At 72.2% G+C, this 17,202-nt stretch carries 13 protein-coding genes; 5 read left to right on the top strand and 8 right to left on the bottom strand.

The features are described 5' to 3' along the window. Nucleotides 1–26 precede the first annotated feature (26 nt). The 3 genes from IF54_RS0103320 to IF54_RS0103310 all read left to right on the top strand — a co-directional run bounded on the left by IF54_RS0103320 (nt 27) and on the right by IF54_RS0103310 (nt 3,627). Nucleotides 27–959, top strand: coding sequence for a bifunctional helix-turn-helix transcriptional regulator/GNAT family N-acetyltransferase (locus IF54_RS0103320; protein ID WP_030314278.1), 933 nt, complete (start codon nt 27–29; stop codon nt 957–959). Nucleotides 960–1,331: 372 nt separating this feature from the next. Beyond that, a complete protein-coding gene (locus IF54_RS0103315) occupies nt 1,332–2,132 on the top strand; it encodes a sugar phosphate isomerase/epimerase family protein (protein WP_030314275.1) in 801 nt (266 codons plus the stop codon). A 223-nt stretch (nt 2,133–2,355) separates the two neighbouring features. Further along, nucleotides 2,356–3,627, top strand: a complete 1,272-nt coding sequence (locus tag IF54_RS0103310) for an MFS transporter (protein ID WP_030314273.1) — start codon at nt 2,356–2,358, stop codon at nt 3,625–3,627. Nucleotides 3,628–3,783: 156 nt separating this feature from the next. Here the strand turns inward: IF54_RS0103310 and IF54_RS0103305 are convergent, their stop codons facing one another. From IF54_RS0103305 to IF54_RS0103295, 3 genes are all read right to left on the bottom strand, one after another. After that, a complete protein-coding gene (locus tag IF54_RS0103305; protein ID WP_030314271.1) occupies nt 3,784–4,416 on the bottom strand; it encodes a GNAT family N-acetyltransferase in 633 nt (210 codons plus the stop codon). Nucleotides 4,417–4,423: 7 nt separating this feature from the next. Beyond that, the gene (gene aroA / locus IF54_RS0103300; RefSeq protein WP_037819215.1) at nt 4,424–5,689 is read right to left on the bottom strand and encodes a 3-phosphoshikimate 1-carboxyvinyltransferase; all 1,266 of its coding nucleotides are present in this window, start codon (nt 5,687–5,689) and stop codon (nt 4,424–4,426) included. A gap of 107 nt (nt 5,690–5,796) precedes the next feature. Then, on the bottom strand, nt 5,797–6,042 hold the full coding sequence (locus tag IF54_RS0103295) for a hypothetical protein (RefSeq protein ID WP_030314266.1): 246 nt from the start codon (nt 6,040–6,042) through the stop codon (nt 5,797–5,799). Nucleotides 6,043–6,608: 566 nt separating this feature from the next. Between IF54_RS0103295 and IF54_RS0103290 the strand changes: the two genes are divergently transcribed. Continuing rightward, nucleotides 6,609–8,429, top strand: a complete 1,821-nt coding sequence (locus tag IF54_RS0103290) for a glycoside hydrolase family 3 protein (protein WP_030314264.1) — start codon at nt 6,609–6,611, stop codon at nt 8,427–8,429. 133 nt (nt 8,430–8,562) lie between these two features. Continuing rightward, the gene (locus IF54_RS0103285) at nt 8,563–9,204 is read left to right on the top strand and encodes an LppU/SCO3897 family protein (protein WP_030314262.1); all 642 of its coding nucleotides are present in this window, start codon (nt 8,563–8,565) and stop codon (nt 9,202–9,204) included. Between the two features lie 24 nt (nt 9,205–9,228). On the opposite strand, the gene IF54_RS0103280 is transcribed toward IF54_RS0103285, so the two are convergent. The 5 genes from IF54_RS0103280 to IF54_RS0103260 form a co-directional block, all read right to left on the bottom strand. Beyond that, nucleotides 9,229–10,668 carry a S28 family serine protease gene (locus IF54_RS0103280; RefSeq protein WP_030314260.1) on the bottom strand — a complete coding sequence of 480 codons (1,440 nt, stop codon included), beginning with the start codon at nt 10,666–10,668 and terminating at the stop codon, nt 9,229–9,231. A gap of 110 nt (nt 10,669–10,778) precedes the next feature. Continuing rightward, nucleotides 10,779–11,168, bottom strand: coding sequence for a hypothetical protein (locus tag IF54_RS0103275; protein ID WP_030314258.1), 390 nt, complete (start codon nt 11,166–11,168; stop codon nt 10,779–10,781). Between the two features lie 133 nt (nt 11,169–11,301). Further along, on the bottom strand, nt 11,302–15,006 hold the full coding sequence (locus IF54_RS0103270) for an ABC transporter ATP-binding protein (RefSeq protein ID WP_030314256.1): 3,705 nt from the start codon (nt 15,004–15,006) through the stop codon (nt 11,302–11,304). 129 nt (nt 15,007–15,135) lie between these two features. Continuing rightward, entirely contained in the window at nt 15,136–16,164 is a 1,029-nt protein-coding gene (locus IF54_RS0103265) for an esterase-like activity of phytase family protein (protein ID WP_030314254.1), read from the bottom strand. A gap of 157 nt (nt 16,165–16,321) precedes the next feature. After that, nucleotides 16,322–17,164, bottom strand: coding sequence for a serine hydrolase (locus IF54_RS0103260; RefSeq protein ID WP_030314251.1), 843 nt, complete (start codon nt 17,162–17,164; stop codon nt 16,322–16,324). Nucleotides 17,165–17,202 lie beyond the last annotated feature (38 nt).

The raw sequence follows: 17,202 nt of genomic DNA, 5'->3' as shown, positions 1-17,202 counted from the left end.
GTCAAAGATCCGGGGGTCGACCGGCCATGACCGTCCAGGACGTCCGCGCCTTCAACCGCTTCTACACGAAGGTCATCGGCGCCCTCGACTACAGCCGCCAGTTGTACGCCCCCTACACCCTCACCGAGTCCCGCGTCCTGTACGAGCTCGCGCACTCGCCGCGCACCGACGCGGCCGATCTGCGCGGTGAACTCTCGCTGGACGCGGGGTACTTGAGCCGGATCCTGAACAAGTTCGAGAAGGACGGGCTGATCGAGCGGACCGCTTCCCGCCAGGACCCGCGCCGGGTGCGGGTGACGCTCACCCCGCGCGGCCGGGAGACCGCCGCGCTGCTCGCCGAACGAGCCGACGAATCCGTGGGCGCGCTCCTCGCCACCGTGCCGGCCGCGGACCGGCCCCGGCTGTCCGAGGCGATGCGGACCGTCCGCACCCTGCTGTCCGACGGCCGCCGGCCGCGCCGCGAGGACGTCCTGCTGCGTGAGCCCGGCCCGGGTGACCTCGGCTGGATCGTGGCGCGCAACGCGGCCGTGTACGCCGCCGAGTACGGCTTCGACGCCTCCTACGAGGGGCTGGTCGCCAGGATCGTCGCCGACTTCGCGGAGGACCACGATCCACATCTCGAGCGGGTGTGGATCGCCGAGCTGGACGGGCGGCCGGTGGGGTGCGTGATGTGTGTACGGGACGAGGCGCCCGCGACCGCGCGGCTGCGGCTGCTCCTCGTCGAGCCCGACGCGCGCGGACTGGGCATCGGGGACCGGCTGGTGTCGGCCGTCGTCGGCTTCGCCCGCGGCGCCGGCTACCGGGACCTCGTCCTGTGGACCAACGACGTCCTCACGTCCGCCCGCCGCCTCTACCAGCGCCACGGCTTCGTCCTGAGCGCCGAGAAACCCCACCGCTCCTTCGGCCAGGACCTGAACGGCCAGGACTGGCGGCTGGGGTTGGCGGGTGAGGGCGAGTGAGGGGCGGCGACGGCAGCGGTCGAGGGGGCGGGTGGGGAGGTCGGCGAGGGCGAGCACCGGGGGCCTGCCGACCGGGCTCGGTGGCGCTGGACGCGGAGTCCGGCCAACCTGTTCGCAGGAGCGGCACCGACCGGCGCGGCGGCATACGACGGCTGCGGCTCGGGCATGACCGGCGCGGCGGCGGGTGAGCGGGGCTGACCGGGCCGGGGTTGGCATGGGCGGGGCGTGAGCCGTCAGGTGGGCGAGGCCTGGCGGGTCGGTCCGCAACGGGGCTCGGGCATGACCGGCGTAGGGGACGGTGAGTGCTGACGCTCGGGTCGACCGCCCGGCCGGGCTGGACCTCGGCCTCTTCAGGGGGTGAGAGTAGGGGGCATGAAACTGGCGTTCTCCACCCTCGGTGTCCCCGGCCTCCCCCTCGCCGACGTGCTGCGGCTCGCGACCACGTACGGCTATCACGGCGTAGAACTGCGCGCGCACCCGGAGGAGCCGGTGCACCCGGGTATCGGGCTCGCCGAACGGGCCGACGCGGTGGCCGAGTTCAAGGCGGCGGGGGTCGAGGTGCTGAGCCTCGCCGGGTACGCGCGCGTGGCCGCGCCCGGGGACGACGAGCCCGTGGTCGAGGAGATCCACCGCCTCCTCGACCTCGCCCGCGACCTCGGCGCCGGCTTCGTGCGGGTCTTCCCCGGCGCCGCCTCCGGCCAGTCCGCCGAGGAGGCCGACGCCACGGCCGCCCGGCGCCTCGGTACGGCCGCGGAGTACGCCGGCGACCTCGACGTACGGATCCTCCTCGAGACCCACGACTCGCACCGCACGGCCGCCGACGCGATCCGGATCCTCGGCCCGGTCGGCCACCGTCAGGTCGGGGCGCTCTGGGACGTCATGCACACCTGGCTCGGCGGTGAGCAGCCCTCCGAGACCTACGCGGCCCTCGGCCCGCACCTCGGATACGTCCAGGTCAAGGACATCGCCTCGGCCGAGGACACCACCCCGGTCGCGCTCGGCGCCGGCGTGCTGCCGCTCGCGGAGTGCGTGGAGGTCCTCTCCCGGCACGGCTGGGACGGCTGGCTGTGCTGGGAGTACGAGAAGCGGTGGTACGAGCAGGCGGCGCCGCTGGAGGACCTGCTCGGCGCGGGCCGCGACCACCTGGCGCGGCTCCTCAACGACGCGGCGTAGCCGACCCGAGGGGGCCCGGGCAGGCGCCACCTCGGCAACCTCACCGACGGCATGGTCACGGAGGTGGGCGGGCGCTCGGGGAGGCGATCGAGGCGGGCCAGTGATGCGGAAGGGCCGGTAGTTCAGTGGAATGCGGGCGGGCCGGTAATTCGGTGGCCGGATCGCGGCTCTCCCGATACCGTCCCCGGGTGCTTCAGCCCGCCTCTCCCCCGCTCCCCGTGTCATGAGCCTCAGCCGTACGTTCCTCGATGTACGGCCCCTGCGCACCTCACCGGTCTTCCGGCGGCTGCTGTTCGGGCGCACGGTGTCCACGCTCGGGTCCTTCATGACCATGGTCACCGTGATGTACCAGGTCTGGGACATGACCCACAGCACGGTCTGGAGCGGCGCGGTCGGTGTCGCGCAGGCCGTGCCGATGGTCGCGGTGAGTCTGTTCGCGGGCTCCTGGGTCGACCGTGCCGACCGGCGCCGGGTGTACCTCACGGGCACCGTGGGCTCGGCGGTGTGCTCGCTGCTGCTGGCCGTGCAGGGCTTCGCCGGGCACGCGCCGGTGGCCGTCGTCCTGCTGCTGGTGGCCGTACAGACGTCGTTCGCCGCGCTCGGCGCACCCGCCGCGGGTGTGTTCGTGCCGCGGCTGCTGCCGAAGGAACAGGTGGCCGCCGGTCTCGCCCTCCAGCAGGTCACCGGTCAGGCGATGATGCTGGTCGGTCCGGCCGTCGCCGGGGTCGTGCTCGGCTGGTGGGGCATCGGCGTCTGCTACCTCCTGGACACCCTGAGCTTCACGATGTCCTTCTACGGCGCGTACGGACTGCCCGCTCTGCCGCCCGAGGGCGAGAAGTCCCGGCCGGGGGTGCACGGCGTCCTGGACGGGCTGCGCTTCCTGACCGGTCACCGGGTGGTGCGGGGCGCGCTGCTGACCGATCTGGCGGCCACCGTGCTGTCCATGCCGGCGAGCATGTTCCCGCTGGTCAACGACGAGCGGTTCGGCGGTGACCCGCGCACGCTGGGTCTGTTCCTGTCCGCGCTCGCGGTGGGCGGGGTCGCCGCGACGGTCTTCTCCGGCCCTGTCACCCGGCTCGCGCGCCCCGGTCCGGTGATGCTGTGCGCGTCGGCGACTTGGGGGGCGAGCCTGGCCGTGTTCGGGCTGGCGACCAGTGCCTGGGCGGGCCTCGCCCTGCTGGCCCTGGCGGGCGCGGCGGACGCCCTCGCGGTCCTGTCCCGCACGACCATCGTCCAGACCCGCACCCCCGACGCGCTGCTGGGCCGGGTCACGGCCGCCGAGACGATGGTCGGCCAGGCGGGCCCGCACCTCGGCAACCTCCGCGGCGGCCTGGTCGCCGGCTGGAGTTCGGGAGCGACGGCACTCATCACGGGCGGGCTGCTGTGCGTGGCGGCGGTGGGGTACGTGGGAGCGACCACACCGGAGCTACGAGCACGCCCGACCACGCCCGACCCGGTCGACCCGATCGACGAGGGCTCCCTGGAGGGGAGTTGACGTCCCTCACCGGACGAGTGGCATGGCCTGTCGGGGCGCGGTGATTTCGTCCGCGGGCCGGTGGGGGCCGTTCGCGCAGTTCCCCGCGCCCCCAAGCAGCTCACCTTTCCCGTGCGCGGCTCCGCGGGGCAGGCTCCGGGCCCCCGTGTTCACGGGTCAGTGGCTTCCCGTCGCGTACCCCGCCACCCGCTTCTCCAGGCGTTCGCGGCGGTGCGGCCACTCCTCCTTTGTGATCGAGAAGATCGCCGAGTCTCGGAGGCGGCCCTCCTCGCCGGGGGCCCAGGAGCGGGACCAGTTGCGCAGGATGCCCTCGAAGCGGGCGCCGACGCTTTCGATCGCGGCGCGGGAGCGGGTGTTGCGGGCGTCCGTCTTGAGGTCGACGCGGGAGACGTGCCACTGCTCGAAGGCGTGCCGGAAGAGCAGCAGCTTTGCCTCGGCGTTGATGCCGGTGCCCTGTGCCGAGGCGCCCAGCCAGGTGAAACCGACCTCGACGGCGTCGAGTTGCGCGTCCGAGAGCCAGTACCGCGGCTCCCAGTACGCCGTCACCCCCACCGCCCGACCGGTCGCCACGGACACCTGCGCGTAGGGGGCGAGCCGTCCCGACGCCGCCCGCTCCAGCTGTGCGTCGATGTACGCCCCGACCTCGTCGGCCCTCGGCACCCACGTGAAGGCGTAGGTCCCCCTGTTCTCCTCCGCCGCCACGGCCAGCGCGGCCGCGTGCCCGTGGTCCAGCGGCTCCAGGCGCACCGACGCACCCTCCAGGACCGGCCCCTCCAGCACGAAGCTCACCGTCTCCTCACCCCCCGATGCCCCTGCTCAACTCCGCGAACGCCTCGTGGAAACCGGGGAAAGTCTTCCGTACGCATCCGGGGTCGTCGAACGAGATTCCCGGCACCCGCAGCCCGGTGACCGCGAAGGACATGACGATGCGGTGGTCGCCGTACGTCGTGATCTCCGTCGTGGGCGAGGGCGCCGTGCCCGGGTGGATCTCGATCCGGTCCGGGCCCGTGGACACCCGCACACCGAGCCGCCGCAGGTTCTCCGCGCAGGCCTCCAGACGGTCGCACTCCTTGACCCGGGTGTTCGCCACGTCCTCGATGCGGACGGGCCCGGAGGCGAAGGGGGCGATCGCCGCGAGGGTCGGCATGGTGTCCGAGATGTCCCGCATGTTGACGGTCAGGCCGCGCAGTTCGCCGGTCCCCCGGACCGTGGTGGCGTCGGCGCCGACGGTCACCTCCGCGCCCATCCGCCGCAGTACGTCCACGAAGGCGAGGTCACCCTGGAGGGCTCCGGCGCCGAGGCCCGGCACGGTCACCGCGGCGCCCGGGGTGATCGCCGCCGCCGCGAAGAAGTAGCTCGCCGTGGACGCGTCCGGTTCGACGGCGTAGGTGGTGGCGCGGTAGCCGCCCGGCGGGACCACGTAGGTGTCGCCCTCCCGGGCCACCTCCACCCCGAACGCCCGCATCATCGCGATCGTGATCTCGACGTACGGCACCGACACCAGGTCCGTGACGCGGATCCGCAGGCCGCGGCGGGTGAGAGGGCCCAGCAGCAGGAGCGCGGTGAGGTACTGGGAGGACTGCCCGGCGTCCAGGGTCACCTCGCCGCCCTCGACCCCGGCAGCCCGCACGGTCAGCGGGTGGTGGCCCTCCGCCTCCTCGTGCCGCAGGTCCACGCCGAGGTCACGCAGGGCCCGGCTCAGCGGGGCGAGCGGGCGCCTGCGCATCTGCTCGGACGCGTCGAAGCGGTACGTGCCGTGGCCGGCCGCGGCGAGGGTGGGCAGGAAGCGGGCCGTCGTGGCGCCGTCCCGGCAGTAGACGTCCGCCTCGGTGACCGCGGGTCCCTGCGGGCGGCCGTCCACCTGCCAGGTCTCGGGGGTGCGGCCGATGCGGTAGCCGAGCCGCGTCAGGCCCTCCGCGAAGCCTTCCGTGTCGTCGGAGCGGAGCGGGCGGACCAGGGTGGTCACACCGTCGGCCGCGGCGGCCAGGAAGAGGGCGCGGGCGGTGATGGACTTCGAGCCGGGAAGGGCGAGGGACCGCGGGGCGGACGTGTCGACGGGCATACCCCTCATGATCGCCCCGCACCGGACTCCGACGCCGGAACGTCCACGAACTGGACCCACGCCGGTACCTCCTCCGGCCCATCAGCCCCCGGCCCATCAGCCCCGGCTCACCGCCCCGCCCGCCGCCTCCACCGGTCGTCCGGCAGCGGGTCCTTGCGGTGCGCCTGCACCTGGAGTTCGTAGTAGGAGTCCGCCGCCGTGCCGTGCCACACCTCGTCGTGCGCCGCCAGGGCCCCGCGCAGGCCCGCGCCGGCCGTGCCGCGGCGGCGGACGTGGCGGGCCAGCAGGGTGAGCAGGGCCAGGGTGGCGGCGAGCCCGGCGAGGACCGCCAGGAGCGGGAGGAGCCGACTCATGCGCCGACCCTACGCCGGGAACGCGGCCGGCTCCACGGGGTCGACTCCACGTCGGCGGCCCCACCCGGTCGACTCCACGCCGTCGGTCCCACGCGGCCGCCTCCACGCCGTCGACTCCACGCCGTCGGTCCCACGCGGCCGCCTCCACGCCGTCGGCCCCACCCGGCCGGCCCCACCCGGCCGGCCCCACGCGGCCGCCTCCACGCGGCTGGCCCCGCAGGATCGGCTCAACCGCCCCATCCGCCCCGGCCCCACCAACTTCCGTGAATCGGGGGGCTGCCGGGAACCCGTCCCCGCCCCCGCTCGTCCAACCCGCAAGCTGCCGGAGAGTCACCGCGGTACGGCGTCGGCCTCGCTGCTGGCTGCGAACGCTGACCAACCCTCTCCTCCGTACCGCGGCCGGCAGCACACGCCGCCATCGGCGCGCCCCCCTCCACAGCGCCGATGGCGGCGCCCTCACCCCCAGGACCGGGTTACTGTGCACTCCCTTGACTGGCAGAAACTTCCCGGTTATTGCTGGCTTCTCGGAAGTTTCCTTCAGCGGATCACCTCCGGAAGGAGCGCACGTGCCCTCCAGACGTACCGTCCTCGCCGCCACGGCGGGGATCACCTCGGTCCTCGCCGTCGGCGGCACCGCCCACGCGGACGAGAAGCAGGACGCCAGGAAGGACTCCAGGAAGGACGACGACAGGCTCCGCTCCCTCATCTCCCGCATGACCCTCCCCGAGAAGGTCGGTCAGCTCTTCGTGATGCGGGTCTACGGCCACTCCGCCACCGCCCCCGACCAGGCGGACATCGACGCCAACCTCCAGGAGATCGGCGTCCGTACGGCCGCCGAGATGATCGCGAAGTACCGGGTCGGCGGGATCATCTACTTCACCTGGGCGCACAACACCCGTGATCCGCACCAGATCGCCGACCTCTCCAACGGCATCCAGCGGGCCTCGCTGGCGCAGCCGCGCGGACTGCCCGTCCTCGTCTCCACCGACCAGGAGCACGGGATCGTCTGCCGGGTCGGCGAGCCCGCCACCCTCTTCCCCGGTGCGATGGCGATGGGCGCGGGCGGTTCCCGGGGGGACGCCCGCACCCTCGGCCGGATCGCCGGACAGGAGCTCAGGGCGATCGGCATCCGGCAGAACTACTCCCCCGTCGCCGACGTCAACGTCAACCCGGCCAACCCCGTCATCGGCGTCCGCTCCTTCGGCTCAGATCCCCGGCAGGTCGCCGCTCTCGTCGCCGCCGAGGTGGCCGGGTACCAGGGCGCCCGGGTCGCCGCCACCGCCAAGCACTTCCCGGGGCACGGCGACACCGCCGTCGACAGCCACTACGGCTTCCCGGTCATCACCCACAGCCGCGCACTGTGGGAGGACCTGGACGCCGTGCCCTTCCGGGCCGCGATCCGCGCCGGCATCGACTCGATCATGACCGCGCACATCCAGTTCCCGGCCCTCGACGCCTCCGGCGACCCGGCCACCCTCTCCCACCCGATCCTCACCGGCATCCTGCGCGGCGAACTCGGCTACGACGGCGTGGTCGTGACCGACTCCCTCGGCATGGAGGGCGTCCGCACCAAGTACGGCGACGAGCGCGTCCCCGTGCTCGCCCTCAAGGCCGGTGTCGACCAGCTCCTCAACCCGCCCTCCCTGGACGTGGCGTGGAACGCGGTCCTGAACGCCGTACGGGACGGAGAGCTCACCGAGGCGCGGCTCGACGAGTCGCTCCTCAGGATCCTGCGGCTCAAGGCCCGGCTGCGGCTGTTCGAGGAGCCGTACGTCAGCCCGTCCGGTGTCACCCGGACCGTCGGCACCCCGCCCCATCTCTCCGCGGCCGACCGGATCGCCGAGCGCACCACGACCCTGCTGGTCAACGAGAAGCGGCTGCTGCCGCTGTCCCGGCGCACCCACCGCAAGCTGCTCGTGCTGGGCGCCGACCCGGCCTCCCCGTCCGGCACGACCGGCCCGCCCACCGGTGTCCTCGCCGCAGCCCTGACCGGACTGGGGTTCACGGCGACCGCCCTGTCGACCGGTACGGCCCCCTCGGCGGCCGTCGTCGCGCAGGCGCTGGCGGCGGCACGGGACGCTGACGCGGTGATCGTCGGGACGTACAACGTCGCCGCCGCCCAGAAGTCGCTCGTCGAGCAGCTCGTGGCGTCGGGGAAGCCGGTCGTGGCACTCGCGATCCGCAACCCCTACGACGTGGCCCAACTGCCCACCGTCCCGGCGTACCTGGCGACCTACTCCTGGACCGACGTCGAACTGCGGGCGGCCGCGCGGGTGATCGCCGGGAGGGCGGCACCGCGCGGGAGGCTGCCGGTGCCGGTGCAGCGGGCCGACGATCCGGCGAAGGTGCTGTACCCGGTCGGGTACGGGCTGTCGTACGGCCGATAGCTCGCGGGACGTAGATCCGGTACGCCTCGCAACTCGTACATCACCCCCGAAAGGCGCAAAGGACCCCAGATGTCTGGCGTGGCCCCGTCGCGGCGGTCACGCTGGACGGCGGGGGCAGTGCGGGGGGATTGCGATGCGTGAGAAGTGTTCCGCGGGGGTGGTGTGCGTACTGACCGCACTGCTCGCCGCCCTGCTGACGGGGTGTACGCAGCCGGCGGCCGACGGGGAGAGCGGCGACGGTCCCCGGGCCACCGGCCCGGTCTCGCCGTCCGCCGCCCGGCCCTCCGGGTTCGGGGCGGTGTTCCTCGGGGTCGACGAGTGCAGTTCCTTCGGCAAGGCCAGCTTCACCGAGGTGCCCTGCACCAGCGAGCGGGCGGCGGCCCGGGTCGTGGCGCGGCACGACGGCACCACGGCCGCCGGGCCGCCGTGTCCCGCGACCACCGACTTCGTACTGCACATCAGTGAGCGGAGCCGGATCTCCGACGAGGACGGCGACGGGGCGGTGCACCAGGGGTACGCATGCATGCGCAACCTGGAGCCGCCGCACCCCGGCGACCCCGGGGGCGGGGGCGGGCCCCGGACCATCGTCGGGGACTGTGTGTACGGCTCGGGCGACGGGCAGGTCCGCGAGACCGCCTGCGACGGCGCGGGCGCGCGGAAGCCGCAGTACCAGGTGGTGAAGGCGGTCGCCGAGCGCACCCGGTGCCCGCTGTCAACGGCCCTGTACGTGCAGCTCGGCGGCGCCCGGCCGGTGGGCTGCGCCCGGCCGTTGTGAACCCGGCCGGGCGCGGCGGGCGGATCAGGGACGCAGCGTCGGCTCGCGCTCCACGTCCCGTACGTCCAGCTTCCGGTCGAACTTCGCGAGCGGCTTGGCCGCGGTGGCGGTCGTGGCCGGGACGCCTGCCCAGGCGAGGATCCTGGCCGTGGCGAACGCCTTCTGGTCGGCGACCAGTCCGGCGACGTTCGCCCCGTGGTTCATGCCGGGGGCGGTGAACACGTACGCGTCCTTCGCGCCCTTGTCGACGCGGAACCGCTCCGCGCCCCACGGGTCGTTCTGGCCGTAGACGTACAGCATGTGCCGGGCGTTGCTGCGCACCCAGGTGTCCACGTCCCGCATCGCGTACGGCTGGAACTTCGTCGGGATGCTGCGCGGGACGAAGTTGCGCGGCGGCTGGTAGCCGTACCGGATGTACTTCTTCTCGATGTGCGGGAACTTGATCGTCGGGGCGCCGAGCTGGGTGGCCGCCTGGTAGTAGTACGGCGTGTACGTCTCCAGGCCCTGGTCGGCGTAGGCGGAGAAGCCGGAGATCGTGTCGATCGAGTTCCAGATCTGGTCGTCGGTCGCGGTCTTCGCGTCCGGCGGGATCAGCGCGTCGTCACCGCAGTTGGCGAGCAGGTTGTACTGCCAGAAGCCCCAGACGTAGTCCAGTACGACGGCCTCGTACGCCTTGTCGAGGCTGCCGATGGTGGTGAAGGTGAGGCCTTCCGCCGTCGCGTAGTCGGCGTACTTCTTCTCCAGGGACTCGCGCCGGACCAGGGCCTCGCGCTGCACCGCGTTCAGCCGGTCGCGGCACTCCTTGGTGCCGACCTTCGTGAAGAACCGGTCGTAGGCCGAGTCCTCGTCGTTCACCACGTCGTTGGGGGCGACGTACGCGACGACGCCGTCCATGTCGTGGGGGTAGAAGCGCTCGAAGTAGGTGGCGGTCATGCCGCCCTTGGAGCCGCCGGTGGCGATCCAGTTCTTGGTGTAGATCTTCTTCAGCGCCTTGAAGATGCGGTGCTGGTCGCTGGCGGCCTGCCAGATGTCCAGCTTGGACCAGTCGGCCGGGGCGGGCCGGGAGGGCGTGAAGAAGCGGTACTCCATGGAGACCTGGTTGCCGTCCACGATCTGGGTCGGCTCGCTGCGGCGAGGCGTGGTGGAGACGTTGTAGCCGCCGGTGTAGAAGACCGTCGGCCGGCTCACGTCCTTGTGCAGCACGGTGATGCGCTGCTGGAACGTGCCCTTGGACGGGTGCCGGTGGTCGACCGGCTGGGTGTAGTTCAGAACGAAGAAGCGGTAACCGGTGTACGGCTTCTCCTCGATCAGGCTCATCCCCGGGACGGCGAGGAGCTGATCCTTGATGTCGGTGGTGGCACCGGTGCCTTTGGCCTCCGGCTCGGCGGCGGTGGCCGCGCTCGCCGTGCCGACCGTGCCTATGAGCACGACCAGCGTGAGAAGCCATCTGAGCGCCTTGCGCATGCACCCTCCCCTGTGAGTACAGATGTCCGCCGGACGCTAGCGGCGCAAGTGCGTTCCGCACCAGGGGAGATGGGACCTCGATGGGGAAAACCCTGTGAGGAATCTGTGCGTCAGAGCCGGATCCAGCCCTCGGTGTCGAACGTGCCCCGGCCGACCGCGCCCTTGATCCACAGCTTGCGCTGCCCGGCGTGCACGGTGACCGGGCCGGCCCGGTACTTGTACCGTCCGGCGTCCTCGACCGGCTGGAGCGCGTAGGCGCGCAGGCTGACCCGCATGTACTGCCGTGCGCCGGGGCGCTTGGGCAGGGTGACCGCGCAGACGTAGCCGCCCCGCCGGTAGACCTCGACGGTGCCGGTGTCGAACGGGAACGTCCGCACCTTGCGCCCCTCGCACGACGAGGCCGCCGCCTGCGCCTGTCCCGGTACCGCGACCCCGAGCACGCCGGCCGCCACCGTCACGGCCAGCCCCACCGCCAGCCGTCGTATCGCTCCACTCTTCACTGCCGTCCCTCCCGCAGCTGTCGGGCGTACAGGTGTACGGACGCACAACCTATGTCCGACGGTTGCACACCCGACACCGGCCCCGGCCAACGGCTCCCCTGCGGTCCGGTCAGAACCTCCCGCCGACGCCCACTCAAGCCGCCGCGGGCGTGTCCTCCCCCACGAAGGTGCGCCACAGCTGCGCGTACCGGCCGTCCAGGGACAGCAGTTCGTCGTGGGTGCCGTCCTCCACGACCCTGCCGTGGTCCATGACGACCACTCGGTCGGCTCGGGCGGCGGTGGTGAGGCGGTGGGCGACGACGAGGGTGGTGCGGCGGCCCGCGAGGCGGTCGGTGGCCTGGTTGACCTGGGCCTCGGTGGCCAGGTCGAGGGCTGCCGTGGCCTCGTCCAGCAGGAGGATGTCCGGGTCCACCAGCTCCGCCCGGGCCAGGGCGATCAGCTGGCGCTGGCCCGCCGAGAGGTTGCGGCCCCGCTCGGCCACCTCGTGGAGGTAGCCGCCCTCCAGCGTGGCGATCATCTCGTGGGCGCCGACCGCGCGGGCCGCCGCCTCGACCTCGGCGTCGCCGGCGTCCGGGCGGCCGTAGGCGATGGCGTCCCGGACCGTGCCCTGGAAGAGGTACGCCTCCTGCGGGACCACGCCCAGGCGGTGCCGGTAGGAGGTGAGGTCGAGGGAGCGCAGGTCGGTGCCGTCGACCGTGACCCGGCCGCCCGTCGGGTCGTAGAACCGGGCCACCAGCTTCACCAGCGTGGACTTGCCCGCGCCCGTCTCCCCGACGAACGCGACCGTCTGGCCCGCCGGAACCTTCAAGTCGATGCCGCCCAGCGCCTCTTCGTCGTCGCCGTAGGCGAAGTGCACGTTCTCGAAAGCCACTTCGCCACGCAGTGACAGGACCTCCAGCGGCTCCTCGGCCGCCTTCGTGGACGTCGGCTCCTGGAGCAGCTCCTGAATGCGGCCCAGGGACACGGTCGCCTGCTGGTAGCCGTCGAAGACCTGCGAGAGCTGCTGGACCGGGGCGAAGAACAGGTCGATGTAGAGGAGGTAGGCGACCAGCGCACCGGTCGTCAGCGTCGCCGCGTCCACCCGTCCCGCACCCGCGATCAGCACGGCGGCCGCGGCCACGGAGGACAGCAGCTGCACGAAGGGGAAGTAGATCGAGATCAGCCACTGGCCCCGGGTGCGGGCCCGGCGGTAGCTGTCGCTGCGCTCCGCGAAACGCCGGCCGCCCTCGCCCTCGCGCCGGAACGCCTGCACGATCCTGAGCCCGGACACCGACTCCTGGAGGTCCGCGTTGACCACCGAGACGCGCTCCCGGGCGAGTTCGTACGCCTTCACGCTCGCCTTGCGGAAGAAGTACGTGGCGACGATCAGCGGCGGCAGCGTCGCGAAGACGACCAGCGCCAGCTGCACGTCGATCACCAGCAGGGCGACCATGATGCCGAAGAAGGTGACGACCGAGACGAACGCGGTGACCAGACCGGTCTGGAGGAAGGTCGACAGGGCGTCGACGTCCGTCGTCATCCTCGTCATGATCCGGCCGGTCAGCTCCCGCTCGTAGTAGTCCAGTCCGAGCCGCTGGAGCTGGGCGAAGATCTTCAGGCGGAGAGAGTAGAGGACCCGTTCACCGGTGCGGCCGGTCATCCGGGTCTCGCCGATCTGCGCCGCCCACTGGACGAGCACCGAGAGCAGGGCGAGCAGGGTCGCCGTCCAGACCGCGGCCATGGCCATCCGCGAGACACCGTCGTCGATGCCGTGCCGGATCATCACCGGCAGCAGCAGTCCCATGCCGGCGTCGACGGCGACCAGGCCGAGGCTGATCAGCAGCGGGCGCCCGAAGCCCCGCAGCAGCCGGCGCAGGCCGTACGACTCCTCGGGCGTGACCGCGCGGGCCTCGTCGATGTCCGGGACGTCGGTGGCCGGGGGCAGCGCGTCGACCTCGGCGAGGAGTTCGGGGGTGGCCGGGGTGCCGGCGAGGGCTGTGTCCTTGCGCTCGCGGTCGCCGGTCCACAGCCGGGGCGTGACTCCGCGCTCGGCGTCGAACTCGGCGTCCAGCTCCTCCCGTACGGAGGTGTCCTCCCGGACGGCGACCGGCTGGGCGTGGCCCGGCGAGACCCCGCCGAGGCCGTCGGGGTCGGTGAGCAGACGGCGGTAGAGGGCGGAGCGCTTCTCCAGCTCCTCGTGGGTGCCGACGTCGGCGAGGCGGCCGTCGTCCAGGACGGCGATGCGGTCGGCGAGGTTCAGGGTGGAGCGGCGGTGGGCGATGAGGAGGGTCGTGCGGCCCTCCATGACGTGCTTGAGCGCCTCGTGGATCTCGTGCTCGACCTGGGCGTCCACGGCGGAGGTGGCGTCGTCGAGGACGAGCAGCCGCGGGTCGGTGAGGATCGCCCGGGCGAGCGCGACGCGCTGGCGCTGGCCGCCGGAGAGGGTCAGGCCGTGCTCGCCGACCTTGGTGTCGTAGCCCTCGGGGAGCTCGGTGATGAACCGGTCCGCCTGGGCGGCGCGGGCGGCCTTCTCGATCTCCTCCTGGGTCGCGTCGGGACGGCCGTAGGCGATGTTGTTGCGGACCGTGTCCGAGAACAGGAAGGAGTCCTCGGGGACCAGGCCGATCGCGGCCCGCAGCGAGTCCAGGGTGAGCTCGCGGACGTCGTGGCCGCCGACGAGGACCGCGCCGTGGGTGACGTCGTAGAAGCGCGGGAGCAGGAGCGAGACCGTGGACTTGCCCGAGCCGGAGGAGCCGACGACCGCGAGGGTCTCGCCGGGGCGGATCTCGAAGCTGAGGCCTCGCAGCACCGGCCGCTCGTGGTCGTATCCGAAGGACACGTCGTCGAACTCGACCGTGGCCGGGGCGTCGGCGGGGAGCTCCTTGGTGCCGTCCTTCAGGTACGGCTCGGTGTCGATCAGCTCCAGGACGCGCTCGGTGCCCGCGCGGGCCTGCTGGCCGACCGTGAGGACCATCGCGAGCATGCGGACCGGGCCGACGAGCTGGGCGAGGTAGGTGGAGAAGGCGACGAAGGTGCCGAGGGTGATGTGTCCGCGGACGGCGAGCCAGCCGCCGAGCGCGAGCATCGCGACCTGGCCGAGGGCCGGGACGGCCTGGAGGGCGGGGGTGTACTTCGCGTTGAAGCGGATCGTGCGCAGCCGCCCCGCGTAGAGGCGGCGGCCGACCTCCCTGAGCTTCCCGGTCTCCTGGTCCTCCTGTCCGAAGCCCTTCACCACCCGGACACCGCCGACGGCCCCGTCGACCACGCCCGCGACGGCGGCGGCCTGGGCCTGGGCGTACCAGGTGGCGGGGTGCAGCTTGGCCCGGGAGCGCTTGGCGATCCACCACAGGGCCGGGGCGACCGCCAGGGCGACCAGGGTGAGCGGGACGGACAGCCAGGCCATCACGACCAGGGAGATCACGAAGAGCGCGAAGTTGCCGATCGTCATCGGCAGCATGAAGAGCAGGCCCTGGATCAGCTGGAGGTCGCTGGTGGCGCGGCCGACGACCTGGCCCGTGGACAGCTCGTCCTGGCGGCGGCCGTCGAGGCGGGTGATCGTGCCGAACATCTCGGTACGGAGGTCGTGCTGGACGTCCAGGGCGAGGCGGCCGCCGTAGTAGCGGCGGATGTAGGTGAAGACGTAGACGAGGACGGCGGCGGCGACCAGGGCGCCGGCCCAGGGGGCCATGTCCCGGGTGTGGTCCCCGATGACGTCGTCGATGATCACCTTGGTGATCAGGGGGACGATCGCCATGACGGCCATGCCGCCGAGGGAGGAGCCGAGGGCGAGGACGACGTCCTTCGGGTACCGCCAGGCGTACCCGGCCAGTCGTCGTGCCCATCCCCGTTGCGGATCCACGCGGGTGTCCTCCGTCGCTCAGAAGTCCTGGTCCACAGTCCTGATCTACAGTCCTGATCTGCCGGAAGACACCAACGCGGACCGAAGCGGATTTCATCCCTCCGCAACAAAGTCGGCGGACGGATCCGGTCAGATCCGGACCCTCAGGTCGTAGAAGCGGGTCGTCTGTGTCGCGTTCTGGTTGTCGTCGCTGACCAGCAGGACCTTCAGGCGGCCCTTGTCGCGGCCGGTCACGACCATGCCCTCGATGTTGTCCAGGAGGGGGTTCGGCTGCGGCTGCTTCGCCGTGGCACCGAGCGTCGGGCAGGCGGCGATGTCCGTGAGCAGGGTCTTCCTGGTCAGGCGTACGTCCTCCTGGCCCGTGAGGTGCTCGATGTCCGCCGTGTCCGTGGCGTGGCGCGGGTCGGCGAGGTAGAGACGGACCGTGTTGCCCACGCCCGACGTGAAGCCGCGTTCCAGGACGAGGAGGCGGCCGTCGGGGAGGGCCTGGACCTCGGGGACGCCGAGGAAGGCGGCGTCGGTGCGGTACGCGTACTGGGCGGCGGGCCTGAAGTGGCCGTCCTTGGTCCGGGTCCAGGTCTGGAAGCGGACGATACCGGGCGTGTCACCGGAGAGGGCGTACTCCATGGAGGCGAGCAGGGTGCGGCCGCCGTTCAGGAGGGTCAGGCCCTCGAAGGTCTGGTTGGAGGTGGCGCGGCCGGCCGGGGCGACGAGGAGCGGGGCCGGGACGGGGAGGCGGTCGAGGATCTTCCCGTCCGCGCCGTAGCGGCGGATCGACGGCTCGGTCTCGGAGGTGACCAGCCGGGTGCCGTCCCTGTCGACGACCAGACCCTCGGAGTCCAGCGGGGCCCCGTTCTCGTCGGCGAGCGGGACCACCTTCTGCGGCCTGAGGCTCCGCGCGTCCAGGTCGAAGAGGGCGGAGCGGTCGGACAGGGCGGCGAGGGTGCCGTCCCGGTCCAGCGCGAGCGCGGAGAGGTTGCCGACGAAGGTGCCGTCGAACGTCGTCTTGTCGAGCGCGTCGGAGAAACGGTCGAGGGAGACGGAGGGGGAGCAGGCGTGACGGTTCGGGACCGAGGCGACGGCGGGCCCGGCCGCGGTGGGACAGGCCGCCGTGGCGAGGGCCGCGGTGACGGTCGCGAGTACGGTTCTCAGCTGCATGCGCGCCACGGTAGGACGGCTGCGTGACGCCTGGGAGGCGCGGTGGTGAAGGACGGGGCGGGCCGGTGAGACACGGGAGCCCGTGCCGTCACGTCCGTATCCGTACGGGGACGAGACACCGGCGACCGCCCAGGCGTCGCCCGGGCGGTCGGGTGGGTCAGCTTGCTGCCAGGTCCTTGTGGATGACCTTGGCTACGCCCTGGATCGTGGTGATGCCGTAGTTCATGGTGCTGTTGCCGTGGGTGAGCACGGTGATCATGTAGTCGTGGCCGCCGCCCGTGAAGGTGCCCACGCTGTGGACCCGCCAGCCGTGCGTGGAGCGCTGGAGCCAGCCGTTCTTGACGTGCCAGGAGATGTTCGACCCGACGCCGTACGGGGTCCCCCAGCGCTGCGAGGAGATGACCTGGCCCATCAACTTCAGGATGTAGGCCCGGGAGTTGTCGCTCAGGACGCTGTTCTTCGCGGTGATCAGCTTGAGCAGCTTCTGCTCGTCGGTGACGGTGATCTGGGTCAGGCCCCAGTAGTTGTTCGCCCCCGGCTTGGTCTGGGTCATGCCCGCCGCGGAGAGGAACCCCTTGATCTTCGTCAGCCCGAGCTGCTTCCACAGCTTGCTGGTGGCGTCGTTGTCCGACTTGGTGATCATGGCCTTGGCGAGAGTGGTCTCACGGTCGGTCAGATACCGGTTGTGCTTCTTCGCGTCCCACAGCAGCGTGGCGAGCACGGTCACCTTGACCACGCTCGCGGAGTCGTACGCCGTGGAGGAGCGCAGGGTGCACGTGGTGTTGGTCGTACGGTCGTAGAGGCCGACGGCGATCGTGCCGGAGCGGTTGGAGACGGCGGACGTGATGTCCCGCTTGAGTTTGTCGGCGAGGCCCGCCTTGGCGGACGTGCAGCTGACGGTCGGTGCGGTGGCCGCGGCAGCCGGAGTGGCGGCGGCGACGCAGGCGGCCAGCGCACCGGCCGCGACCCATTTCGTGTGTCTGAATATCCCCCGTGTCATGCCCAGTTGACTCTCGGGCACGGGGAAACGGTTGTACG

Source organism: Streptomyces sp. NRRL B-3229, assembly GCF_000719505.1.
Classification (GTDB): domain Bacteria; phylum Actinomycetota; class Actinomycetes; order Streptomycetales; family Streptomycetaceae; genus Streptomyces; species Streptomyces griseorubiginosus.
This window is presented reverse-complemented; position numbering and strand designations above follow the sequence as displayed.